This window comes from Paenibacillus mesophilus, assembly GCF_005938385.1.
Lineage (GTDB): Bacteria > Bacillota > Bacilli > Paenibacillales > NBRC-103111 > Paenibacillus_AB > Paenibacillus_AB mesophilus.
Map to the genome: position 1 here is coordinate 198,529 of NZ_VCRA01000003.1, position 24,321 is coordinate 222,849.

Annotated in this window: 24 protein-coding genes; 4 read left to right on the forward strand and 20 right to left on the reverse strand. The window is 54.9% G+C overall.

Annotation, left to right across the window (positions count from 1 at the left end):
• Positions 1-91: 91 nt before the first annotated feature.
• Positions 92-553, reverse strand: coding sequence for a ferric iron uptake transcriptional regulator (gene fur / locus FE783_RS06165; protein WP_138878474.1), 462 nt, complete (start codon positions 551-553; stop codon positions 92-94).
• 197 nt (positions 554-750) lie between these two features.
• Positions 751-2,091, reverse strand: a complete 1,341-nt coding sequence (locus FE783_RS06170) for an ABC transporter substrate-binding protein (protein ID WP_138878475.1) — start codon at positions 2,089-2,091, stop codon at positions 751-753.
• A gap of 590 nt (positions 2,092-2,681) precedes the next feature.
• On the opposite strand from FE783_RS06170, the gene FE783_RS06175 reads away from it, so the two are divergent.
• Positions 2,682-3,671 (forward strand): LacI family DNA-binding transcriptional regulator, encoded by a 990-nt coding sequence (locus tag FE783_RS06175; protein ID WP_138878476.1) that lies wholly within the window; start codon positions 2,682-2,684, stop codon positions 3,669-3,671.
• Positions 3,672-3,751: 80 nt separating this feature from the next.
• On the opposite strand, the gene spoIIM is transcribed toward FE783_RS06175, so the two are convergent.
• The 3 genes from spoIIM to FE783_RS06190 form a co-directional block, all read right to left on the reverse strand.
• Positions 3,752-4,393, reverse strand: a complete 642-nt coding sequence (gene spoIIM, locus FE783_RS06180) for a stage II sporulation protein M (protein WP_138878477.1) — start codon at positions 4,391-4,393, stop codon at positions 3,752-3,754.
• A gap of 151 nt (positions 4,394-4,544) precedes the next feature.
• Positions 4,545-5,726 carry an endonuclease Q family protein gene (locus tag FE783_RS06185; RefSeq protein WP_202916141.1) on the reverse strand — a complete coding sequence of 394 codons (1,182 nt, stop codon included), beginning with the start codon at positions 5,724-5,726 and terminating at the stop codon, positions 4,545-4,547.
• A complete protein-coding gene (locus FE783_RS06190; RefSeq protein ID WP_138878479.1) occupies positions 5,723-6,280 on the reverse strand; it encodes an NUDIX hydrolase in 558 nt (185 codons plus the stop codon). The genes FE783_RS06185 and FE783_RS06190 overlap by 4 nt, the downstream gene beginning before the upstream one ends.
• A 129-nt stretch (positions 6,281-6,409) precedes the next feature.
• Between FE783_RS06190 and mciZ the strand changes: the two genes are divergently transcribed.
• Positions 6,410-6,640, forward strand: a complete 231-nt coding sequence (mciZ, locus tag FE783_RS38910) for a Z-ring formation inhibitor MciZ (RefSeq protein WP_138878480.1) — start codon at positions 6,410-6,412, stop codon at positions 6,638-6,640.
• Here mciZ and FE783_RS06200 read toward each other — a convergent pair.
• From FE783_RS06200 to lpdA, 9 genes are all read right to left on the reverse strand, one after another.
• Complete coding sequence (locus tag FE783_RS06200; protein ID WP_158301644.1) at positions 6,540-7,667, reverse strand: DUF3866 family protein; 1,128 nt, start codon at positions 7,665-7,667, stop codon at positions 6,540-6,542. The genes mciZ and FE783_RS06200 overlap by 101 nt on opposite strands.
• Positions 7,668-7,815: 148 nt before the next feature.
• Positions 7,816-8,862, reverse strand: coding sequence for a phosphoribosylformylglycinamidine cyclo-ligase (purM, locus tag FE783_RS06205; protein ID WP_202916142.1), 1,047 nt, complete (start codon positions 8,860-8,862; stop codon positions 7,816-7,818).
• Complete coding sequence (locus tag FE783_RS37920) at positions 8,859-9,830, reverse strand: hypothetical protein (RefSeq protein ID WP_202916143.1); 972 nt, start codon at positions 9,828-9,830, stop codon at positions 8,859-8,861. Before FE783_RS37920 ends, purM begins: the two co-directional genes overlap by 4 nt.
• Positions 9,827-10,489, reverse strand: a complete 663-nt coding sequence (locus tag FE783_RS06210) for an NUDIX hydrolase (RefSeq protein ID WP_138878483.1) — start codon at positions 10,487-10,489, stop codon at positions 9,827-9,829. Before FE783_RS06210 ends, FE783_RS37920 begins: the two co-directional genes overlap by 4 nt.
• Positions 10,490-10,602: 113 nt before the next feature.
• Entirely contained in the window at positions 10,603-11,742 is a 1,140-nt protein-coding gene (locus tag FE783_RS06215) for a M20/M25/M40 family metallo-hydrolase (protein ID WP_138878484.1), read from the reverse strand.
• 281 nt (positions 11,743-12,023) lie between these two features.
• The gene (locus tag FE783_RS06220) at positions 12,024-13,373 is read right to left on the reverse strand and encodes a dihydrolipoamide acetyltransferase family protein (protein WP_138878485.1); all 1,350 of its coding nucleotides are present in this window, start codon (positions 13,371-13,373) and stop codon (positions 12,024-12,026) included.
• Positions 13,374-13,490: 117 nt separating this feature from the next.
• Complete coding sequence (locus tag FE783_RS06225) at positions 13,491-14,474, reverse strand: alpha-ketoacid dehydrogenase subunit beta (RefSeq protein ID WP_138878486.1); 984 nt, start codon at positions 14,472-14,474, stop codon at positions 13,491-13,493.
• Between the two features lie 3 nt (positions 14,475-14,477).
• On the reverse strand, positions 14,478-15,488 hold the full coding sequence (locus FE783_RS06230; protein WP_138878487.1) for a thiamine pyrophosphate-dependent dehydrogenase E1 component subunit alpha: 1,011 nt from the start codon (positions 15,486-15,488) through the stop codon (positions 14,478-14,480).
• A 261-nt stretch (positions 15,489-15,749) separates the two neighbouring features.
• On the reverse strand, positions 15,750-17,171 hold the full coding sequence (gene lpdA / locus FE783_RS06235; RefSeq protein ID WP_138878488.1) for a dihydrolipoyl dehydrogenase: 1,422 nt from the start codon (positions 17,169-17,171) through the stop codon (positions 15,750-15,752).
• A gap of 121 nt (positions 17,172-17,292) precedes the next feature.
• Between lpdA and FE783_RS06240 the strand changes: the two genes are divergently transcribed.
• Positions 17,293-17,562, forward strand: coding sequence for a DUF2627 domain-containing protein (locus tag FE783_RS06240; protein WP_138878489.1), 270 nt, complete (start codon positions 17,293-17,295; stop codon positions 17,560-17,562).
• An 80-nt stretch (positions 17,563-17,642) separates the two neighbouring features.
• Here the strand turns inward: FE783_RS06240 and FE783_RS06245 are convergent, their stop codons facing one another.
• From FE783_RS06245 to FE783_RS06260, 4 genes are all read right to left on the reverse strand, one after another.
• The gene (locus FE783_RS06245) at positions 17,643-18,479 is read right to left on the reverse strand and encodes a hypothetical protein (protein ID WP_138878490.1); all 837 of its coding nucleotides are present in this window, start codon (positions 18,477-18,479) and stop codon (positions 17,643-17,645) included.
• On the reverse strand, positions 18,476-19,174 hold the full coding sequence (locus FE783_RS06250) for a glycosyltransferase family 2 protein (protein WP_138878491.1): 699 nt from the start codon (positions 19,172-19,174) through the stop codon (positions 18,476-18,478). Before FE783_RS06250 ends, FE783_RS06245 begins: the two co-directional genes overlap by 4 nt.
• Before the next feature lie 92 nt (positions 19,175-19,266).
• The gene (gene steA / locus FE783_RS06255) at positions 19,267-20,328 is read right to left on the reverse strand and encodes a putative cytokinetic ring protein SteA (protein ID WP_138878492.1); all 1,062 of its coding nucleotides are present in this window, start codon (positions 20,326-20,328) and stop codon (positions 19,267-19,269) included.
• A 255-nt stretch (positions 20,329-20,583) separates the two neighbouring features.
• Entirely contained in the window at positions 20,584-20,754 is a 171-nt protein-coding gene (locus tag FE783_RS06260) for an aspartyl-phosphate phosphatase Spo0E family protein (RefSeq protein WP_138878493.1), read from the reverse strand.
• A 340-nt stretch (positions 20,755-21,094) separates the two neighbouring features.
• Between FE783_RS06260 and FE783_RS06265 the strand changes: the two genes are divergently transcribed.
• Positions 21,095-22,012, forward strand: a complete 918-nt coding sequence (locus FE783_RS06265; RefSeq protein ID WP_138878494.1) for a foldase protein PrsA — start codon at positions 21,095-21,097, stop codon at positions 22,010-22,012.
• 92 nt (positions 22,013-22,104) lie between these two features.
• On the opposite strand, the gene FE783_RS06270 is transcribed toward FE783_RS06265, so the two are convergent.
• Together FE783_RS06270 and FE783_RS06275 are read right to left on the reverse strand one after the other, a co-directional pair.
• A complete protein-coding gene (locus tag FE783_RS06270) occupies positions 22,105-23,172 on the reverse strand; it encodes a Gfo/Idh/MocA family protein (RefSeq protein WP_158301645.1) in 1,068 nt (355 codons plus the stop codon).
• A 25-nt stretch (positions 23,173-23,197) separates the two neighbouring features.
• Positions 23,198-24,214, reverse strand: coding sequence for a Gfo/Idh/MocA family protein (locus FE783_RS06275; RefSeq protein ID WP_138878496.1), 1,017 nt, complete (start codon positions 24,212-24,214; stop codon positions 23,198-23,200).
• Positions 24,215-24,321: the final 107 nt, after the last annotated feature.

Below are 24,321 nucleotides of genomic sequence, written 5' to 3' on the forward strand. Positions count from 1 at the left end.
AAACTATCCTTCGCGCGGGGAATCGCCCGTCGACGTTATTACATGCAAAAATCCCCGGACAACGGGGTCGCCGCTGCCGGGGATTCTGTAATTACTCCGCTTCGGGAGGTAATGCTTTGTCTTTGCACCTGTGGCATATGCCCTGGAAGTCCAGCCGGTGGTCCAATACTTTAAATTGGTATTCCCGCTCCAGCCGTTCCTCGAGAGGGGTCAACCAATCCTCCATAATTTCGTCGACCGCTCCGCACTGAACGCAGATGAGATGGTGATGATGGTGATGGTTGCTGTCGCTCCGCAAATCGTAACGGGCCACTCCGTCGCCGAAATTCATCTTCTCGACGACATGAAGCTCGCTGAGCAGCTCGAGCGTTCGGTATACGGTAGCAAGCCCGATTTCAGGCGCTTTATCCTTGACGAGCATGAAGACGTCTTCCGCGCTCAAATGGTCCTCTTCGTTTTCCAATAATACACGTACGGTCGCTTCGCGCTGGGGTGTCAGCTTGTAGCCTTTGGACTGCAGTTGCTGCTTGATTTTTTCGATACGCGCTTCCATGTTCCTCCCCCTTATGAGCGCATTCGCGTGATGCCCGGATACTTCGGATTCCCGCATTCAGCGGTAATCGCCGCCATTTTCATTATAGGGGGAGCGGCAAAACAAGTCAAACCTTTTAGAATCATTTTAAAATAACCCCGCAAAGTAACGTTTTCCTTTGACTGCTTATTCCGAATGCTTTGAGGGGCCCGTAATCTTTACTTGTTTTTGCTCTTGTATTCCTGGACCTTCTTGACCGCTGCCTCATCCGCGGAGCGCAATGCCGTGTTAATATCCATTTTATCCAGGGCGATATTGTTGCCGGCCGTTACATACTGGTTGACCATTTCCGCATCGTAAGGCGCCTTCGCCGGAATCGGAGCGAACTTGTTGTAAAATACCGCGTTCCAGTTTCTGTCTTTATACGGCGAATCTTTACCCAGCTCTTTTTTCACCGCGTCACTGCTCAATACCGGCATGATGCCTTTGCGAGCCATCTCCGACTGGAATTCATCGGAAATCATATATTTCAGCACTTCCATCGTCGCTTCTTTATTGCGTACCATATTCGTCATTCCGAAATAGGACGGATACGACTGCGAGCCGATTCCCTTATCAACGGTCGGGAAGGAAACGATATCCCAGTTAAGCGATTTCAATTCTTGTTCCCAAACGTAGATCAAGCTGGACAAATAGCCGTACATGCCGACATTTTGATCTTTAACGAACATGTTGATGTCGGGAATTTTGTTTATTTTTTTCATCCCGTCGAGATAACCCGGCACACGCATCGGCTCGAGGTAATACGTCTGGAAATATTTTTTCCAGCGGTCGTCCTTGTTAATCGTTGGCGTTTCACTCGCCAAATCGACGTTCGGTATCGACAGCGGATTCATCCGCATCGTATGGGCCGGCGAGTGGGTAAATCCGAAATATTGCATGCCGCTCTCGAGACGGGTCAGCCTCTTCGATGTTTCAACCATCTCGGTCCACGTAATTCCGTCTTTGATATACGGGACGCCGAACTTGTCGAACAGCGTTTTATTGTAATAAGTAACCAAATTGCTCGTAAAGATCGGAAGGCCGTACAGCTTTCCGCCGGATGCCTGCTTGACCGCATCGACGACCGATTGATCGAGCCGGCTCAAATCGACCTTCTGCGATTTGATGAGCTCCGTCATATCGTATTGAATGCCGGCGGGAAACGCTTGCGCTTCAAAGTTGCCGATCGATTGGAAGAAAATATCGAATTTGGTGCCGTTGGCCAGCAGTTCATCCAAATTCGTGCCGGTTCCCGCCCTTTGGATATACTTGATCGTCCAGTTCGGAAACTTTTTGCGCAGCGAATTGCCGAACCGGTAATCGAAGCTTTCCACCGGATCTCCATTGTTAGAATAAAAGACGACTTCCGCAGGGTCTTTCGTAATGTCTTTTGCAGTCGTGCCTTTGTCGCCCGAAGGCTCCCCGGCCTTTCCGTCTCCCCCGCCATTCGAGCAGGCCGCCAGCGATCCGGCCGTGACCATGCAAGCAAGCAACAACATCATCCGTTTTTTAAACAAGAGATTTCCCCCTCTATTCGTCGTGATTAGAAATCGATTTCCAAAAGTCGACCTTTGTTTTGCTTTGTGATCCGGCTTTCCTATCACTTTCCGTAACCGCTTTCAATACGATGGAATGAACACGCTTACATTTACAGGTCCGAAGCCTGACCGATGCTCACCTCCTTACGGAAAAGTCCTTCTGCCGGATCCACGGCTAAAACATTATCGATTCCGCTTTGCGGTCGCAAGCCATCTGCTTCTTGCCGATGAACGGTCCATCCTTGAGTGCTTCCATGTTAAGACAATTTTCGGCAATCGATTACTGCCATTTATACACTGATTATAGCAACCGCTTCCATCGTAAGGCAATCATTATTTTCAGCTTGAATTTGCTTTATTTTTGCTAAAATTCCGACCTCCTCTATCCATTTCCGTCTCTCCTCCATCATAAATCCGTTGCAATAAAATGTAAAGTTGTATTTGATGTAATTTATTAAATAATTTTTGTAATCATTACATTTTACGCAACTATTTTTTATTTCCTTCTCATGTTATGATGGATAGGAACAGATAAGTCGATTCGCGACTAAAAGGAAAGGAAGAAAACCTTGATTACATTAAAAGACATTGCCAAAGCGGCAGGTGTAACCGCTGCCACCGTTTCCAGAGCTCTCAATGACGAACCGGGCGTCAAAGAATCGACAAGACACAAAATTTTGGCGCTCGCCAAAGAAATGAATTATACCTCGGGCTTGGCAGCGAAACGGTTAACGCAATCAAAATCGAACAGTATCGGGCTAATATGGACCCCTCCGTCCGGCCTGTTCTTCAACCACTTCTGCAACGCCATCCAGCGTCACGCCGCGCAGCGCGGTCACTACACGCTCGTATCGTTCGCCCAACCCGACGAAGCGATGAATCACCTGAACGAACATCTCGTCGAGAAAATCGTTTTCTGGTGCGGACCCGGCTGGAAGCCGAGTCTCGAGTTTTTGCAGGCCAAGCAGCGGTTTCAAGGCAGTATGCTGGTTATCGGCGGCGGGAGCCTGGAAGGCGCCCATAGGCTGTCGATCGACCGCAAAGACGCCGTCATGAAGGCGGTCAAGCATTTGGCGGAGCTCGGACATAAGCGAATCGCTTTCGTCGGCGTGGCGACCGACAAGCTGATGGGATACACCCTCGGGCTGCTGGAAAACCGGCTCGAGTACGACCCCGACTTTTTCATCAACGTCCATAATTGGCAGCTTAAGGAAGAGCATATCGCCAATCTTCTGATCCATAACGACAAAAGCTCCCGACCGACAGCCATTATCGTCGACAGCCACGGCTATTTGTTCCCTTTCGTACAAATCATCCGCAAGCTTCGGCTGCGGGTTCCCGAGGACTTCTCCCTCGTCGCTTACGAAATCATTCCCGAAATGGAGAAGCTGCTCGAAGTCCCGATCACGGCTGTCGGCCCGAGCTTCGACCTGTTGGCGGAACAGTCGGTCCGGCTTCTTGTCGACGGCGTCTCTGAGGATACAGAGGACGAATGGTATGACCAAACGATTCCTTCGGAGATGGTCGTACGTCAATCGACCGCCAAAGTAACGGAATGAACACGGGGTATGGCAAAGAGGCACCACCGACGGCCGGTTACGAGAACCGCCGCGATCGTGCCTTGATTATCCTTATTTCGTTATCCCGCCTGCACGGCAAGCATCGGAGTGACCCATTTGATCATCACCGGCGACAAATAAGCTTCGAGCAGCGCTACTCCGAATAACAGCGCAGCCATCCCGAACGCCATCGACGTATACCGGATGAACATCGGGTACAGCGCTCCGCGTTTCTGAATGAACCTGTTCTTTACGATATATATCGAAAAAGCGCACGCGCCCACGCTGCATATGACGAGGGCCGGGATGACGATCAGATTTTGCGGCGCTATCGAGACGAAGGCGAACAGCATACCCTTCCACGACATTTGCCCGACCAAATACCCGACCGAAAATCCGATCAAGACGCCTTTCAAAAAGTCGAGAACGAAAATGAGCGGCAGTCCGACGACCGACAAGCCGAGAATCCAAATAAGCGCAATCCACTTCAAATGAAGCGAGAACGACTCCCAGAAGGTAGCCTGTCCGCCAAACTCGCTGCCTTGATTGACAATTTGAATGAAGCTGTTCATATGTCTCGCCATTTCCTCTTTCTGGCCGGGCGACAGCGCGTTCACCATAAGCGCACCGAAGATGACGCCCATGACGAACAGCACCGAGACGAACAAATAGAGCGGCAAATGGTCCTTCATATATTGTCGCATGTGGTAGTTCCGATTCATATCGGCTTCCTCCCCTTGTCCAACTGATTCCAGCATATGAACAAGCGAAGGAAACTATGACTTTTGGTCCCTCAAAAGTGAAGCGAATCTTCGAAGCTTATTCCTATTACTTCCGGGGGAGCCCCCTAGCTTCGAAGCAAATCCACGATTTTTAGGATCGCTTCATACTCACTTTGCCGTATCGCCCTCCTCCGCCCGCTTCGAGAACGAGCGTGCCTTCCCGCGCCCGCATGATCGCCGACGCGATATCTTCCCCCGCCGCCTCGCGGATCTCGTCCCTGGAAGCCCGATGCAAAATGTTCATCTCCGTACCGAACCGGTCGAGCATCGCCTGAAGCTTCTTTTTGCCCAAGCCGGGAATGTATTCGAGGGGCACTTGAAAATGATAAGGCGGATGATGGTCGGCGATTTGCGCTTCCTGACGGTCCGACATCGCCCGGATGCGATCCAGCACGCCCCTGACGATTTTCACGCTGCCGCAGTACAAGCACCGATCTACCGCTATCGCGGTTTCATCCAGAACGGATTCGCACGAATCGCAATACGTCCGGTGGTACTTGCCGAGCCGCGGATTCAATCCGTAGTTGGCAGTTACCCTGCGGCCTTCCGCGCGTGCGAGGGCAAGCTTCAACTCGTTGAAGCTCGGCGCCGCCATCTCCATCCGATTATACTCCCTGCCGATTTTCCCGAGCGAGTGGGCGTCCGAGTTCGTCACGAACGTATACCGGTCCAGCTCCGACAAGCAGCTTGCCATCTCCGTATCCGCCGACAAGCCGAGCTCCACGGCCGCCACCTTGTCGGGATCGAGCATCTGGGCAAGCTTCGTCGCGCCGCTGCCGAACACGCTTTTGTACGGTGTAAAAATATGAGCCGGGACAAGCAAGCCGCCCCGTCCGACCACTTCTTCCTGCAAGCTGCGCGCCGGTACGTAAATACGCTGCGAGCTGAGACCGACGTTCTTCATATGCGGCCGCATCCACTCGGTAAAATCACGCATATCCGCAATCGTCGGCAAGTATGCGAGCAGGTGGGCCGGACCCAGGCCCGGGTCTCTGACTTCGATTTCGCTTCCGAGCAGCACCGTCGTCCGGTTATACCGGATTCCCCCGCCTTCCTGCTCCACCATTTCCCCGATATCGAGATAATGCATGATTTCTTCTTGTACGGCGGGAGACTGGCAGTCGATGATGCCGATCACTTCGATCCCTTTCCGTTCGGACGCTTCCTTGGCGATATTGTAGAACGTCAAATCGCGGCTCCCGCTTATTTTGACCGGCGCCCCTTTCTCGGTCCGCCCGATATGGACGTGCAGGTCGACAAAATAGCTGTTCATAACGTATACGAGCCGGTCAGGCGGTGCAGCTGCCATGCGTACACGGCGGCGATCGTCTTGGCGTCGCTGATCCGGCCTTCCGCAATATACTGCTTGGCGGTCTCCAGTGTAATCGCTTCGCAATCGAGGAATTCGTCCTCGTCCGGCTTCGCCACGCCCGCCGTCAGCCGGTCGGCCACGTACAAGTGGAGAATCTCGTCCGCAAATCCCGGTGACGTATAGAAGGAGCTGATCGGCCGGACCTCGCTGCAGCTGTATCCGGTCTCCTCCTCCAGCTCCCGGATCGCCGCCTCCGCCTTATCTTCTCCGGGCTCCAGCTTGCCGGCCGGTATTTCCACCTGACTGCGTCCGAGCGCCTTCCGAAATTGCTCGACTACGATCATTTTATCCTTATGTAACGCCAATACCGCGACCGCTCCCGGATGCTTCACAATTTCCCGGGTAGCCGTTTCGCCGTTGGGAAGGCGCACATGATCGATTTGCAGGGAAATGACTTTGCCCTGGAATACCGGTTCCGTCTTCAGGGTAACTTCCTCATATTTGTTTCCGCTCATCTATCGCTCTCTCCCTCGCTCCGATTATTTGTTCGTTACTGGTTGCAGCTGCAGTCATAGCTTGTCCATTCCGCGCATACGTTGATAGTATAACAGACTTTCACTCGGAAGATGAGGATGGGATGATCGATGAAAAGCTATGTCACGGAAAAACAGATCCGCATGGTAGGCAAAGGCTGGGAAATCCGCGAGCAGCTGCGCAAAATGTCCGGGGTGGCAGGAAGCGGCCCGTCGGAGCTGGCCGCCCTGCTGCCTACGCTCATTCATACCCCCGAACGCGCGAAACCGCAGTCTGCGCCGCAGCGCATACCGCCATATAGAACGAAGGATCGTCGCGTAATCCCCTTCCCATCGTCGTAATCGGCACCGGGTACGAAGCCAGCCGTATTTCCGTTTCGCTAAGACTCACGTCCGGGACCCGGACGATGTCGTGACGGGCGGCGCAGCCAGACGATGCGAGCTGCCGCCCAACCGTCTCTTTTTCCCGATCGAGCAGTTCATCCGGAAACGGAATTGCCGCCCGTACCAAAGCAAGCTTGCCTAAAGTGTGGAGCAAATGTGCGCTTACCCCAAAGTGCCGCGCTCTCGGGTCGGCAAAGCTTACTCTCGGGATTACGATCGGCGTCCCGCCCAATGCATGCACCGCGTGGATGAGCTCCGCCAATTCCGTCGCCGTATGTCCGTAGGGCGTTCCGGTCCCTGCTATTCCCGGACCCATGACCGCAATCGCAATATCCGCTCCCTGCACATGACGAGCCGCCAGAAGCGCCGTATATTTATTGACCGCTTCCAATTCCCCACCGTATGCATGGCCGTACGTGATCGTGCCGCAAAGCCAGCCGCCGTCCCGTAAAGTCGCGACATGCCTGCTGAACGAGATTGGCAGCGCCCCTCCTTCGGTCATCACATACGATACACGCGGCGCTCGCTGCATGCTGCCGCGAATCCAGACCGAGGCGATCGGCAGCATACTGTGCAATTCGCCGATCAATACGGGCATCCCGCCCAGCGTTCGCGGTTCGGCGAAAACGGCGTGATGCGGGCTCGCCTGCTCCTCCACCGATAAGACGGCCCGCTGAGACGGGGTATAGCGAAGCTTCATAATGTGACCCGGATGACGCCGGTTTTCTTCGGACGCCGGGTTATCGTCGGATACCCAGTTTTCCTCGCACACCTCATACACGAAATGGTAACCGCCGCTTCCGAGATGAAGCGCTTCGGCCGTTGCGTTCAACTTTACCCGGTCGCCCACTCGAAGGGGCCTCATTACATCCGTATAATGGATTGCCTTCATCGTCTCACCGTCTGTCCCCGCGATATCGACCTCCTGCACGCAACCCCGTTCCGAAGCGATACGGGTAACCGTTCCCGACTGCCATACAATCATGCTTCCTCCCCCTTTTCTCCCAAGCTCTGCGCACTGCTTACGATTCATCCTATGGACCGGGCGGCAATCCTATGAACGCAACCGAGACGCGCAATAGCCCGTCTCTCGAAAAAGAGGACGGGCTCCGCCGTGCTTTACAGATACACCTTTAGTTCCAATTCAAACGATTGCGGTAAACGACCTGCTTGTCCCCGTCTGTTATTTCACCGATGACGGTTCCGTGCATGCCGAAATGCTTCAAATGCTGTTGGATATGACCGACAATGCCGGCATCGACTACAAGTACCATGCCGACACCCAGGTTAAACGTCCGCTGCATATCCCGCTCGTCCACGTTGCCCGCTTCCCGGATCAGCTTGAATACGGGTAAAATATCGATTGCGGACAAATCCACCGACGCGTTCAAGCCCGCGGGAATAACACGGTTCAAATTGCCTTCGATGCCGCCGCCTGTTATGTGGGCCATGCCGTGAAGCCCGTCCAGACCGAACAGCCCTTTCAACGCCTGGTAGTAGCATAAGTGCGGCTTCATGATGGCGTCGAGAAAGCTTTCTCCTTCTACCTGCTCCTGAAGGATTTCCGGTTTCCGGTCGATAATGGCGCGAACGAGCGTATACCCGTTCGTATGCACGCCGTTCGAGGCGATTCCGAGCACGACGTCGCCTTTGCGGATAGACGATCCGTCAATGATCTTCGACTTGTCCACGATGCCGACGATGCTCGAAGTAAGAATGAACGATCCGGGCTCGAGTACGCCCGGCTGGATGGACGTCTCGCCGCCGGTCAGGACGCAGTCCTGTTCTTTGCAGGCGGCCGCCACCGCATCCACGATTTCGGCGATCGTCTCCTTCTCCACCGACCCGCAAATGATCGCATCCTGAACGGCGAGAGGCTTCGCCCCCATGACGATAATATCGTTGATCAGATGGTTGATCATATCGTAACAGACCGAGCGGATCCGGTTGTGCTGAACGGCCAGCTTTTGCTTCGATCCCGGCTCCTCGGTTTTCATGACCAGCACCGGATGCTCGTACTCCGGAAATTTGAAGTCGAACAACGAAGCGAAGGCACCAAGCGAATTCAGCACTCTACCGTCGTTCGTCTCCAAGCTTTTGGCCATCTTTTGCTTCACTTCATCCGTATCGTCGATGTTGATGCCCGCTTGGGCATACGTCAATTTTTCCTGATCGCTCATCTGTACCCTCCTGAGACTTCTGTATCGGATTGCTCGTCCGTGCGGTAAAACCGGTATGTTCCCGTCCACTCCAACGTATCGCCTTGCCCGAAGCGCGGGCTCGGTCCGTGAACCAAATTGAAATAAGATTTGCCGTATGCTTTCGAGAAAGCGATCGGCAAGCTGTCGGCCACCCATTCCGTCCGGCCCAGTCCGCTGCTCCGGTCCAAAATGGCTTCAACCGTATGGACCCGGTCCCGGGAGCGGATGCGAATACGGTCCGTTCTCCTTTGACCGAGTCCCTCTCCCGAATCACTGTCGCCGTTCACCGGATAAGCTTCGCCGTATAACCGTTCGGCGCTTCCGTATTGCACGGTACCGTTCCAAGCGCGGTTTACGGTCTGAAGTCCATAGTACCGATGCATAATAACGTCTTCCAGCATCTCGATCCGGTTATCGATTCGGACCGCACCGGCATGGAACGAATAGGTTACCGTTTCCCGCATGACGGCCCGGCCCGACCCATCTTCTTCTTTCGTATTGAAGCCTTGCACCTCGTTAACGGTTCGCAGTATTACCGTCTCGCAAAGAACTGCCGTTCGCTCGGGAATGCCGGTTCCATCCGCGAGTACATCGCAATGTACGGTTTTCGCCGTTGCCGTCCCGCCGGTATTCCCGTCAAAAGCGTGATTGCCTCCGGTAAAAGTTTTTCGGCAATCGTCAGGACCCGATGCGGCCTCTGCGATGTAGGGTCCGATCCAATCCGATCCTTCACCCTGCATGAGCAATGTCGGCCTGCCGAAATCCGGATTCGGCGCAGGCTCCGTGTTCGGAGCCAATCTCCATTCGAGAAAGCTGATCAATCGATTGGAGCCGTAATGATCCATCACGATCCACAGATCGTTCGCGGAATCGTATTTACGGGAAACGATTAGCCGGGATCCGTCTTTGTAGGCGAGCAGTCCGAACCCGCTGGACATACCGGTCATAGACGCTGCTCCTCCCACAACGGCACAACGACCCGGAGCGATTCGTTGTCGGGCAGCCAAAGACGAGTATGCCTCGGAATCTCGCAGTCCTCCAGCAATTCCGCTCCCGCCTCCAGCATGTTTCCAAGCGTTACCGTCTCCTCCGACAGTAGAAGCGGCCATCGCTCCAACGGAACGAACAAGATACCCGCCACATCGTCGTCCGGATTGATTTTGGCCTCGTCGGTTTCTCCGAGATACAAGCAGAAATAGACGTAATTTCCGGTCGGAAGGCCGGGTTTATACGGCTTGTCCGGATGTTTGCTCGTCTTTCTCTGGAGCAAGTACGGCGCTGTCGCATCCGTACACTTCACTTGTACAATTTCGTCCGTGTCCATGTCGTGAAAATACGTCGTACTCGAAGAAAGCAGCCGGACCCGGTCATTCCCGAGCTCCTCCTTCGCCTCGCGCACTGCGCATTCCAGGATCGTCTCGCCCGGCTCCTGGCCTCCTCCGACACCGCCGAGCCGTAATACCGCATCTCCCTGCTGTTCCGGGATGCCGTCGGGATTCAAGGTTACGGCAATTTTCCCGTCGCGGACCCATATGATTCCGGCGCAAAAGGGCTGGTTGGCCGTCAAGTTCTCCACGTTTAGCGTATGTAGTTGTTCATCCTTCATCCCAGGGTTCCTCCTACCCGCTTTCTTTCCATCATTTACTATACCATACACGAGGTCATGATGAAGTGAACAAAAAGAAAACGCCCGTTACCGGGCGCTTTGGAATGACTAATTTACTCGTTCGCAGCTTTTTTCACAATCGCGACGACAAGCTCGGCCACCGCAACGAGCTCCGAGATTGCAATCTGCTCCGAGGTCGTATGTATATGCTCATAGCCGACCGCGAGATTGACCGTAGGAATCCCCATCCCGTTAAACATGTTGGCGTCGCTGCCGCCGCCCGTATGGAACGTCTTCGGCTGGCGTCCGATCGATTCGATCGCCGACATCGCAAGCTTCACGACCGGCGCGGTCTCGTCGTACTTATAGGCCGGGTAAATGACTTCGCTAATAAATTCGGTTTGGGCACCCATTTCCTGCGCGGCCGATTCGCACGCCTGCTTCATCGACTCCAGCTGGCGCTCCAGCTTCGATTGCTCGCGGCTTCTAGCTTCCGCTGCGATATCGACGCGCTCGCATACGATGTTCGTCGCGCCTCCGCCCGCAAAGCTGCCGATATTGGCCGTCGTCTCGAAGTCGATCCGGCCGAGCGACATGCGGGAGATCGCCTTGCTCGCCACTTGAATCGCGCTTACGCCGTCCTCCGGATTGACGCCTGCGTGCGCCGACCGGCCTTTGAACGTAATCTGAATGCGCGCCTGCGTCGGCGCGGCCACCGCGATTTCACCGACATGGCCGTTCGAATCCAAAGCAAATCCGTACTTGGCTTGCAGCTCCTTCGGCGGATTTTTGGCCATCGCCCGTGACCCGAACAATCCGGATTCTTCCCCGGCGGTAATGACGAACAGCAGCTTCCCGTGCGACACGCCTTGTTCCTTCAACACGCGGATCGACTCGATCATGGCCGCGATGCCCGCCTTGTCGTCGCTTCCCAGAATCGTAGTGCCGTCGCTGCGGATATAGCCGTCATCGTCTATCCGCGGTTTGATCCCTTTGCCCGGCGTTACCGTATCCATATGGCAAGTGAACAGAAGAGCCGGAGCGTTCGCCATGTCCGGAGTCGCTTCCAGCGTACAGATCAGGTTCCCCGATCCGTGGCCGGTTACTGCCGCCGTATCGTCCTCATATACGCCGAGTCCCAACTCGCCGAACAGCTTCTTCAACGCCTGCGCGATTTCCTGCTCGTGCTTCGTCTCGCTGTCGATGCGAACAAGCTGCAAAAACTGCTCGACCAACCGATTTTGTTGGATCATGTTACTTTCCTCCCTGCCATGGATTAAGGTACAATACAAATATGTCCCGTCAAAAGCCTAAGAACTTTAACGGAATTACCTTCCTGACTACCGACGGGGCAAGCACCGGCAAATCCCGGTCGTCAGAGAGCAGAAACGTTATTCCGTTATAGTTCCCTAGTATAACCTATTTCGAGGAGTTGAAAGCTTTTGTTCAGCAAAACGTTCGTCAAAGTCATGGTGTATCTCATGTTGTTCGCGATGATTTCGTCGGTTGTCGTGTCGGCTGTCTTTATGCTTCTTTAATACAATTTCGTATCGAGCGAGAAGCTTTCCAAATTTTCCTTCACCCGCTGCAGAAATCTTCCGCATATGACTCCGTCCAAAATACGGTGGTCGAGCGACAAACAAATGTTGGCCATCGAACGGACCGCAATCATCTCATTAATGACGACAGGTCGTTTTACGATCGTTTCGAACGTAAGGTTGACCGCTTGCGGGTAATTGATAATCGGGTAAGACAAGATGGACCCGAACGATCCGGTATTGTTGACCGTAATCGTTCCTCCCTGCACATCGTCCAGCTTCAGCTTGCCCGAACGCGCTTTGCGCGACAATTCGTCGATCTCGCGCGCGAGACCGGCGATATTTTTTTGGTCGGCCTTTTTGATCACCGGGGTAATAACGGAATCTTCCGTCCCTACGGAAAGCGAAATGTTAATATCCCGCTTGACGATGATTTTATCGACCGCCCATACCGAGTTCACAATCGGGTAATCTTTGATCGCATTGACGACCGCCTTCAGGACGAATGGCAAAAACGTCAGGTTGATGCCTTCCTTCTTCATGAACTCTTCCTTGATCTTACTGCGGAGCACGACCAGGTTCGTGACATCCACCTCGATCATCGTCCAGGCGTGCGGTATTTCAGCGACGCTTTGGCGCATCCGGGTAGCAATCGTGTTGCGGATCGGCGTCACGTCAATAATATATTCTCCCCGGCCGTCGTCCTTCCGGCTTTCGACTTCGATTTTCGGAATCGGCGGCTCCTCGGACAGATGCAGTCCTGTCGAACGGACCGGGATTTTTGGAACTTCGAGCGCAACCGGAGCCGGGGTTACGGGTACGGCAGCCGGAGCGGCGGACGCAGACGTCCTGGCTTTCTCCGCCCCGCCTTCTTCCACATAGGTCAATACGTCTTTGCGCGTAATACGGCCGCCGAGTCCGGTGCCGTTAACGTTCCGCAAGTCGATCCCGTGCTGGCCGGCCAGTTGTTGTACAGCCGGAGAATACCGGTTCCGCATACTCGTATCCGTGGCGGAAGGGATGCTCGCCGATGAACGCACAGTTGCTGTGTCTACGGCTGCTCCTTCGTGCTGTTCCGCTTCGCCTGTATTGCCCGGTTCGGCGATCAAGGCAACGACACCTCCGACCGGCACCGTCTCGCCTTCCTCCGCCAATATCTCGAGCAGCGTACCTTCTACCGTGGAAGGAAGCTCCGCATTCACTTTTTCCGTAATCAGCTCGCAAATCGGTTCATACTGCTCCACGTAATCGCCCGGCTTCTTCAACCATTTGCTGATCGTCGCGGAGACGAGCGATTCCGCAAGCTGGGGTATAACGATTTCGGTGCCTTGCGCCTTTCCTTTCATTGCGCTTAACCTCCCGGGAAAATAGCTCCGGGCACGATGGGCTTCGAACTGCCTAACCCTCTAGCCGGAGCAAATGTTGTACGCATTGTCGATTTTGTCGTATTAATCGTTCCGGTATTAATACAAGGCCAGATTGTGCATAGCTTCCTTCACTTTGTCCTTGTTCAGCATATAGTGCTTCTCCAGCACGGGACTGATGGGCATCGCGGGCACATCGGGACTGCACAGCCTCATGATCGGCGCGTCCAGCTCGAACAGGAGCTCTTCGGCGACGATGGCCGATACTTCCGCTCCGACTCCCCCCGTCTTGTTGTCCTCGTGAATGATCAGCACTTTCCCGGTTTTGGCGGCACATTCCAAAATCGCATCCTTGTCGAGCGGCTGGATCGTGCGCAAATCGAGCACGAGCGCGCTGATGCCTTCCTTGGCCAACTCGCCGGCCGCTTCCAGTGCGAAATGGACGGGCAATCCGTAGGTGATGACGGTGATATCCGTACCGTCGCGCTTCACGTCGGCTTTCCCGATCGGCACGATGTAGTCTTCGTCGGGCACTTCGCCTTCGGCAAGCTGGTAGCACTTCTTGTGCTCGAAATACAGCACCGGGTCGGCGTCGCGTACAGCCGCCTTCAACAGCCCTTTCGCATCGTACGGAGTCGAAGGAAAGACGATTTTCAACCCCGGCGTACCGAAAAAGATCGATTCAGTGCATTGGGAATGGTACAGCCCTCCGAAAATGCCGCCGCCGATCGGAGCCCGGATGACGACAGGACAATCCCAGTCGTTATTGGAACGGTAGCGGATTTTGGCCGCTTCGCTAATAATTTGGTTCGTGGCGGGCAGCATGAAATCGGAGTACTGCATTTCCGCGATCGGACGCATTCCGTACATGGCCGCACCGATGGCGACTCCCGCTATGGCCGATTCCGCCAGAGGAGTGTCGAGCACGCGCTCCTCGCCGAACTGCTCGATCAGCCCTTTCGTCGCGGTAAAGACGCCTCCCTTGTAGCCGACATCTTCTCCCAGTACGAATACGTTGTCGTCCCGGGCCATCTCTTCCCGCATCGCTTCTCTAATCGCTGTCAAATAGTTTACGACCGGCATCGGTTACACTCCCTCTTCTTCGGCATACACATGTGTGTACAAGTCCTGCGGATCCGGGAAAGGAGCTTTATCGCCGAACTCGGTAGCTTCCTTCAGCTCTGCAGTCAACTGCCCGTTCAGCTTCGCGTCTTCCTCTTCGCTCCATATTCCGGACTCGATCAAGTAGGCTTTGTAGCGCGGGATCGCATCCTTGCCGCGGTGCAGATCAACCTCTTCCTTCGTCCGGTAAGCCAGATCGTTATCGGAAGTGGAATGGGGGGACAGCCTGTACGTGACGGCTTCGATCAACGTCGGCCCTTCGCCGCGCATCGCCCGCTCGCGCGCTTCCTTGACGACGCGGAACACTTCCAGCACGTCGTTGCCGTCCACCTTGACGCCGGGGAAGCCGTAGCCGATCGCACGGTCCGCGATGGAACCCGCCACTTGGCGATGAATCGGGACCGATATCGCATATTGGTTGTTTTCACACATAAAGATGACGGGCAGCTTATGAACGCCTGCGAAATTGCAGCCTTCGTGGAAATCGCCCTGATTGCTCGACCCGTCGCCGAACGTGACGAAGGAGACGAATGACTCGCCTTTCATTTTCGCGGCGAGCGCGATACCGACGGCATGCGGCACCTGCGTAGTCACGGGGGAGGAGCCGGTGACGATCCGAAGCTTCTTATGCGAGAAATGACCGGGCATTTGCCGTCCGCCGCTGTTGGGGTCACCCGCTTTGGCGAACAGCGAAAGCATCAGCTCCTTGGGCGTCATGCCGACGCTGAGTACGAATGCATAGTCGCGGTAGTAGGGCAGAAAATAATCGCGATTCCGGTCGAGCGCGAATGCCGCGCCGACTTGGGCCGCCTCCTGTCCGATGCCGGAAACGTGAAAGTTGATTTTGCCCGCACGTTGAAGCAGCAGGGCGCGTTCGTCATACTTTCGGGCGAGCAGCATGAACCTGTACATGTCGAGCGCTTGCGTGTCGGAAAGGCCAAGTTGCTTATGCTTCGTCAATTGACCGATGGACATGGGGCTTCAGCCTCCTGATCGGCCGAACGGATATGGCGTCTGGAGCGCCTTCGCTCGCCGGAATAGTAAATACAAAAAAATCTGCTTGATCATGATCGATAAGTATCGGGGTTCCCGTAAAACATCTGGATTAGCGTCGAAGCAAAGACTCCACTTGACGGAGTGATTTTAGTATCAGGTCTTAAGAGTTGACACTATAAGTATATTATAATCGCTTTTGGCCGTGAATACAATTTAACGGAATTTGTCCGCCTTGGCGGTTTATCCTCCGATCGACAGCCCGTCCACCGACAGCATGGCCTCGCCAAGCGCTTCGGACAATGTAGGGTGCGGATGGATGACGCTGCCTACTTCCCAAGGCGTTGCATCGAGCAGTTTGGCAAGGGCCGCTTCCGAGATCAGATCGGTCGCATTCGGCCCGATAATATGTACGCCGAGCAGATCATTCGTCTTCGCGTCGGCTACCACTTTTACGAACCCGTCGTTCTCGCCGTAAACGAGCGCTTTGCCGAGCGGCTTAAACGAGAACTTGGCCGTCTTCAGCTCATAGCCCAGTTCGGCCGCCTGACGTTCGGTCCAGCCGACGGAAGCCACCTCAGGGCGGGTATACACGCATCGCGGCACCAGATGCGAGGCATGCCTATGCGTCGTTTTGCCGGAGGCATGCTCGGCTGCGGCGATTCCTTCATGTCCGGCCGCGTGTGCGAGCTGCACCCCGCCGTTCACATCGCCGACGGCATAAATATGCGGTTCGGTCGTTTGCAGAAATTCGTTCACTTTAATAACGCCTTTCTCGATGCGTACATCCGTATTCTCCAGCCCGATTCCATCGGCGTTGGCGACTCGTCCGACCGACACGAGCATCGTTTCCGCAGTCAGCGTTTCCTCGCCTTTGGCCGTTTCCACCGTCATCCGGACGCCGTCCTCGCCGCTAGCAACGGAATCGACGAGCAGCTTCGTACCGGTCATGATCCGGATGCCCCGTTTCTTGAACAATCGCTCCAGCTCCCGCGACACGTCCTCGTCTTCGGTAGGAAGCAGCCGGCGCTCCGCCTCGACGATCGTCACCTCGACGCCGAACTCCCGCAGCATCGTGGCCCACTCCACGCCGATGACGCCTCCGCCGACGATGACGATCGATGTGGGCAAGCTCTCCATCTCGAGCGCATGGTCGCTTGTCATAATCCGTCGGCCGTCCGCCTCCAAGCCCGGCAGCATGCCCGGCCTGGACCCGGTCGCAATGATGAGCTGGGCGGGCACGAGCGTCTCCATATCTCCGTCCTCCAGCTCAACGGCGACCGAGCCGCTTCTCGGCGAGAAGATCGAAGGCCCGATGATGCGCCCGTTCCCGCGGATGATTTCGATTTTATGTTTGGTCATCAAATATTGCAGACCTTTGTGCAGTTGCTCTACGATTGCCGCTTTTCGTGCTTGGGCTTTCGAAAAATCGAACGATACCGTACCCGCCATCACGCCGAATTCGTCGGCCCGCTTCATCGTGGCATATACTTCGGCACTTCTCAGCAGCGCCTTGCTCGGGATGCAGCCCTTGTGCAGACAAGTGCCCCCGAGCTTGTCCCGCTCGACGATCGCAACCGACTTCCCCAGCTGTGCCGCGCGGATAGCCGCGGAATAACCGCCGATGCCGCCTCCGAGCACGACCAGGTCGAATGTTTTGGACATAAATGTTCCTCCCGTCTTTCGAAACGATGCCTTTATTGTACCAAAAGCGAATTAGACATCAAATAGGATTCGAGATAAGATAGAAGAATGACTACTATGAGCTGAAGAGAGGTCCCGCTTCATGAAAGAAAAATTTCAGCGGTTCGTCGCCATCCTGCTGCTCATTATCCCCGGAGCCGCCGCGACCTACGGCTTTCTTGCGATGAAAGACGCCTTCTTCGCGCAATTCGGACCGGAAGACGAGAATCCGCATATATTATGGGGCAAAATGGCGATCGGCTTCGTTTTATTCGTAGCCGGCGTCGCCTTCATCGGCGGCTGGATTTTTTTCCGCGACCGCAAGCGTAACTATGTCGCTCCCCGTTTCCGGGCAAAAAAAAAGCGGTCCTAGACCGGAATTGACGTTATCTTTCTGTCAACATTCCGGTCCCTAGACCGGAATTGGCAGCTGTCAACGCCAACATTCCGGTCCTAGACGCGCCCGAACCGGTCCAGCCACCGGACCCACCTATGCCGCTCGATCCATGCCGTGATCGAGCTTTTTTCCGCTGTCCGGTGCATCGCCGCCAGCACGGCAAGCGCCGGTCCTTGCAGCCATATGGGAGCCGCGACCGCCAGCGAGCAGCCGAGCGCGAACCCGAGCAGATTGGAACCGCAATCACCGAGCATATGCTTCCCCCGCAAATCACCCGGCATCAGTGCGATCCCCCCGGCGGCACTGGGCAGAAGCCAGATGATGCTTGCCCCTTCAGGTTTCGCGGCCAGTAGGATGGCCGCTCCGAGATAGAAGCTCTTCCACGCCCGTCCGGGTCTAACATCCAACAAATTAACGGCGTTTGCCGCCAGAACGATCGTCACCCAGTCGAGAAGTCCTTCCGCCCAATTACTGCTGTAGCGGGTGACGATCCAGAATGCCGCAATTCCGATCACTCCGGCTTTGATTGCCCCCGTCGAAGGCGTTCGTGTTTCCCGCCATTGCCTCCAATGTCCGCCGAAGCCTTTTACGGCCCGGTCTCCGATGGAATCGTCAATCCAGCCTGCAGCGAATACGAGCAAAAACGCCGCTGTATTCCCGCGAATAACGGCAGCCGTATCCATCCAAAGCCCGCTCGCGGCCGTCAGTTCGGCGATCGTGTGTAACAGAGCGAACAATAGTGCAAGCACGGCTCCCGATCCGACGGGGATGTTGTCCCCGGCATAGTTCGCCGCCGTCAATCCGTGCTGCCTAAGAAAACGAAGCGTCGCGGGAAGAACCGCACTTCCCGCGCAAGCAAGAACAACTATCCATATGATGTAAACGATAATCATGGGACAGGCCTCATCCACCGATACAGCATCGTTTTTCCGACCGCGATCAATTGATTGCCCCGATGCATAAAGCCTAGAAGCGTTTTCCCCGTTTCCCTGTGCCGGAGCGGCAAAGGGACTTCGCAAATGCGAAAACCGAGGCGTGCCGCGTCTATCGTCAATCCGACTTCTATGCCGAATCCTTCGGGCAATCGGCCGATTTGCCGCAGCAGCTGGCTTCGAACGGCGCGTTGACCGGACAAAGGAGCTTCAAACCGAAGTCCCGTCAGCTTATAAATGCCTCTGCCGGCAAACCGTTTTACGATCCCGAAGCCTCCGTTTGCAGGGGCAGCGGAGAAACGGGCGATCGCCATATCGGCATCCCCGTTCTGTACCGGCTGCAGCAGACCGGCCAGATGAACGGCCGAACACTCCAAATCGGCGTCGACGAACATGACGATATCGCCGCTCGCACGCGTCCAGCCGGTACGGAGTGCCGCGCCTTTGCCGAGCCTTCGCGCATGCTCGACCACGACTGTCGCCCAGCGGGCGGCTACGTCCGCCGTCCGGTCGCTGCTTCCGTCATCGACTACAATCAGTTCGGTCCACATCGGCTTGCCGGAATCGCCCCGTATTTGGTGAAGAGCCTCCAAGGTTGCCCCTATGGATCGTTCCTCGTTCCAAGCCGGTACGACGATCGATACCGTTGCGCTCATCCGCGCGCCTCCTTCCGCATTGTCAACGGTTAGTTAGGAACTTTAACGGAATAACCACATATCCCCGGTCGTCAGTCAGGGCGGTAATTCCGTTAAGGTTCTTTATTGGATATGTGCAAGTCCGGCACGACATGGAGCAGCGGCTTTTTCGGCTGCATCCACAAGCTCGCCCCTTTGGCATCGACCAGTTTATGGCCGACCATCATCCGGACGAGCAGCGTGCTGGACATCCCCGCCCTGCCCTTTTCCAGAAAATCTACGGGATGACTGTGAGAGCCGACGATGACAATCTTCGCGGCTTCTTGCTCGAACGCGATCCGCATCGCGACGTCTTCGCTTGTTCCCGGAGCCGCGACGGTATCGCAGCTAAGCCCCAGACGCCGTATCCGCTCGAGCCCCGGAGCCCGGCCATCCACGTAAGCGTGTACGAGCAGTTGAGCAGCGATATGAAGCGTCTCATCCGATACGCTGTCCATGTCGCCGATAATGAAATCCGGCCGATAGCCTTGAGCGGTCAAGGCGTCGGCTCCTCCGTCGACCCCTACCATTACGGGCTTCACTTCGTTTATGTAAAATCTCAGGGCGGCCAAGTCTTCCTTATAGCCTTTGCCCCGGGAAACGATAAGAACGTGATTCATTTTGATCTTCCTACCGAGCGGCGGAAGGTCCAGCGGCTTGAGCAGCATATCCAGCTCTTTATTCGCATAATGAAGCGTATTTTCGGCGAAGCCGATCACCGTGCGCCCAAAGCTCCACTCGGCCAAACGGTTTGCCTCGATCATCTCTTCCCAGCCGAACGACCGGCAAGGGATCGCAATTGGCCCGACTGCGAGCATTCCTTCGCTGAGCGTCACCATTGACCCGTCGCGGACGGCTTCGAAACACTCATCTTCGATCTCGAATACGGGAACACCCGAACGCAGCAAACATAAGGGGCCTTCGTGCGGGAACTTGCCGGTCATCGTCCTGGCCGCATTTACTACCGCTTTTACACCGGCCAGCAGCAGCCCTTCCGCAGCAGGTTCGTCCAGATCGGCATGCCGGATCAAGGCGATCTCGCCCTTCCGGATGGAACGGAGCAGCCGCTTCGTATTGTTATCGGAACGTATGGTGCCCTCGATATCGGATATCGGCCTCGCGCTTTTTACTCCCATCCCGGTCCCTCCGCCACTGATGCGTTTTCGATTATGAATAGTTTGGTCAAAATGGCCGGTCGTCATGCGCACGGAAAAAAACCCTCCGCTTTCGTTAAGCGGAGGGATGGGCCGGGCCGTTACCCGGTAACTTACCTGTATGTAACGAGCACTTAGGAACTGTCACGCAATTACCTACCCTGTAACCGATACCCCTGACCCATTCATGAGATGAAAAGGGCATCTCCGTGCAATACTTTATTACGTGACGGTTCCTTATTTGCACTCCTGCTGCAGTTTAATGAATTGTACCAAAAATTCGTCGAGCTGCTGGCTCATCTCCAGCACGGTGTCGTCTGCAAAGGTGCCTTTCTGCATGGCAAGCGCCACCAAGTCTCCGCGAAGCTGCTCTATCGTCTCAGCTTCTTCCAACAATACCGCGTTCATGTTTTTTCCTTCCTCTTTCGTATTTGATCTTTTGTTAACGTTTGTATTTAGAATTCATTATAATACGATTCATCCGTCGGTGTTTGTCACTTCTTGTCAAGCACTTTTCAAAATTTTGTGAACATCGGACACGATCGTCCAACTTTCCACGTAATACGGCTAATAACCCGGGCATCTTTCGAGTCATACCCTTTCATCCCGACACCATCCCCGCTTTTTTCCAGATATCCCCCAACTTTTTTATCTGAAATTAAGGTTCCGCCCGGGTGGATTTGTTATAGTTGGAAAAACGGACTTTCATCTATTCATTCTGATCCGTCAGAGAGGGGTTCATACAAGCATGAAATCAAGAAGATCAAAGGATACGGGCAAACTGTGGATAGGGGTTTCCGTCATTCTGTTCGTCATACTCGTCGGAGTATCCGTATACGCCTTTACTCGGGGCGGGGAGGAGAAAGACACCGCAGTCGCCACCGTGAACGGTGTCGATATCGGGAAGAAGCAATTGTTCGACGAATTGATGAAGAACGGCGGCTCGCAAGTATTGAACAATTTGATTCAAGAAGAGCTTGTGAAGCAGGAAGCGGACAAAGCGGGGATCCAGGTAACGGATGCCGACCTGAATAAAGAGCTTGACTCGTTCAAGAAAGGGCTCTCCATTTCGTCGGACGAAGAGTTCGAAATGATGCTCATGCAGTACGGCATGACGAAAGACGATCTAAAGAAGCAAATGCCGATGCAAGTCCGGCTGCGCAAAATGCTGGAACCGAAAACGAACGTAACCGAAGAAGAAATGAAGAAATATTATGACGAAAATAAAGAGACGCTGTCTACTCCCGAGCAAGTGAAGGCGTCACACATTTTGGTTAAGACCAAAGAGGAGTCGGAAGCGATATTGACCCAGTTGAATACGGGGGCCGACTTCGCCCAACTGGCCAAAGAAAAATCAACCGATCCGGGCTCGAAAGATAAAGGAGGAGACTTGGACTTTTTTGCCAAAGGGACAATGGTCAAGGAATTCGAGGACGCGGCCTTCACTCTCCCCGTAGGGCAGCTGAGCGGCGTCGTACAAACGGAGCACGGCTTCCATATTATCAAAGTAACCGACAAGAAAGCGGCGGTCATCCCGGCTTACGAAGAGAAGAAAAACGATATTCGCGAAACGCTCATTACGAATGAAGTTCAAGAGCTTGCCAGCTCTTGGATACAGGAAATATCGGGGAAAGCGAACATTACGAACCATTTGCAGGAAGGGTAAAATAATCCCCCGCCGAAAGGCTTCACCCTCCTATCTCAAACCTCAAGCAAAAAAGCCGTTCCTCCATATTGGGGGAACGGCTTTTCTAATCATTATTTTTTCAAAGGCAGAAAAACTTCTTTCCCCGTACGGGCCGACTCGTAAATGGCAAGCACGACTTCCACCGCGTCGCGTCCTTCTCTGCCGGTAATCATCGGCTGACGGTTGTACCGTACGGCATCGATCATATCCTGAATTTGCACGGATGTCGTATCGGCCGGAGGCGCGGCTTTCGCTTCGCCCGTACCTTTGCCGTCGCCGAATCTTTTCAGCATGTCCGCCTCTTCGGCCGCCATGTTATCCCCGCGTATTTTCCAATCTGTAATGAGGTTGTCCTTCATGGCGATTCCGCCGTCCGAGCCGAATATTTCCAGAGACGTGCCGAAGCCCGGATATACGGCCGTCGTGCCGACGATCGTACCGAATGCGCCGTTCGCGAACTTGACCAGCGCCACTCCCATATCTTCCGTCTCGATCCGGTGGGCGCTTACCTGCGTATGGCCGACTACGGATTGAACCGGACCCATCATCCATTGAAGCAGGTCGATCGTATGGACGGCCTGATTCATCAGCGATCCGCCTCCGTCCCATGCCCATGTCCCTCTCCAGCCGCCGTTCTGATCATAATATTCCTGCGTCCGGAACCATTTGACATGCGCATTGGCCAATACGAGCTTGCCTAGACGTCCGGCGTCGATGGCCTGCTTCATCTCGCGGATGGCCGGCATAAGCCGGATTTGGAATATGCATCCGAGCTGCAGGTCGCGTCTTGCGAACGCGTCGATCGCGCTATCGATCCGCTCCAGCGTAATGTCGAGCGGTTTCTCCGTGATGGCATGCTTACCCGCTGCGGCGATTTGGAGCAGCATTTCGGTATGCAGTCCGCTCGGGGTACAGACGTGAACGAGATCGATATCGTCCCGCTTCAGCAGCTCGCCCAAATCCGTATAGGCGTCCACGCCGTGTTGGGCGGCGAACGCTTCGGCCGCTTCTTTATTTTTGTCGCACACCGCGATCAGCTCCGCGCCTTCGGCGCGAAGGAGCGCATTCACATGCGCACGGCCGCGCCCGAGTCCGATGACGGCGGCTCCTACGTTCGATTTATCCTTTTTCTTGTTCATATGCTTTTGTCCCCTCCCTGTAGGTTTAAGCGAAACGGTTTCGAATGATTGCCTGCTCGTCCGCCTCGATTGTCGCCCGGCTCGCGGCAATAATGTCCCGGTGCTTAAACTGTCCCGGCTTGCCTTCCACCCGATCCAGGAAATCGCTGACGGCCGATGCGATCGCCGCATCCGGTTTCAAGAGAGTGCCGTACTGATCCGGCCCGTCTCCGCGCGTGATACGGACGTACGTCTTGTCTTTCCCTTCATCGGCGTCGTAGACGACTCCATATTCGGCATATCCTTCCGTTCCTGTAATAACGATACGGCTAAATCGCCCGTCCTTGTTGTTTGCCGGGGTATGCCAGTCCGCATACAGCTGCGCCGACGTACCGTCTTCCATCACAACCTGCACGGAAGCGGCATCGTAAAAATCCGGGTACTCGGGCAAAATGCTTTTGGACATAACGCTCTGAGTCATTGCGATTTCTTTGCCGGTCAGCCAGCGCAGCAGATCCATATCGTGTATGAGCAGATCGATCAGCACGCCGCCGTTCCGCTCTTTGGAGAAATGCCAAGCATCCCGCGAAGTCGGCACCAGCTTGTGGGGACTGCTTACATAAATATGTACGAGCCCGCCGATAGCACCCGCTTCGATTTCCCGTTTCAGCGCAGTCAGCAAGCCCCAAAACCGCTTGGGCAGCATCAGACCGATCTGAATTTTCCCCCGCTCTGCGACTGCTTCCAGACGCCGGAGACCCGACCGGTCCGTAACGGCCGGTTTATCTAGCAAAATATGCTGACCTCCCCGCTCGCACGCTTCGATCAGGTCGATCTTCTCGTTATTGACCGCCGACGATCCGACGATATGCACCGATGGCGTCAGCAGCTCTTCCATGCGCTCAACCAGCGGGATCTGAAATCGCTCCGCATATTGCCGGGCCAGCTTCCAATCCTCGGCATCGTATATTCCGGCGCAAGTATGCCCCTTGTCCAGCATGTCTTTGATAAAGCTCTGAATGTGCCCGTGCCGGCATCCGATAATCGCAAACCGATAGGACATGTGCCTTTGTCTCCTCTCGCTCCCGTCGAACGGATTGATGCTTTCGTACTACAGATTATCAAAAAGGGGCGGTGCCGTATACGTAACCGGGATGACATTTTCATTGC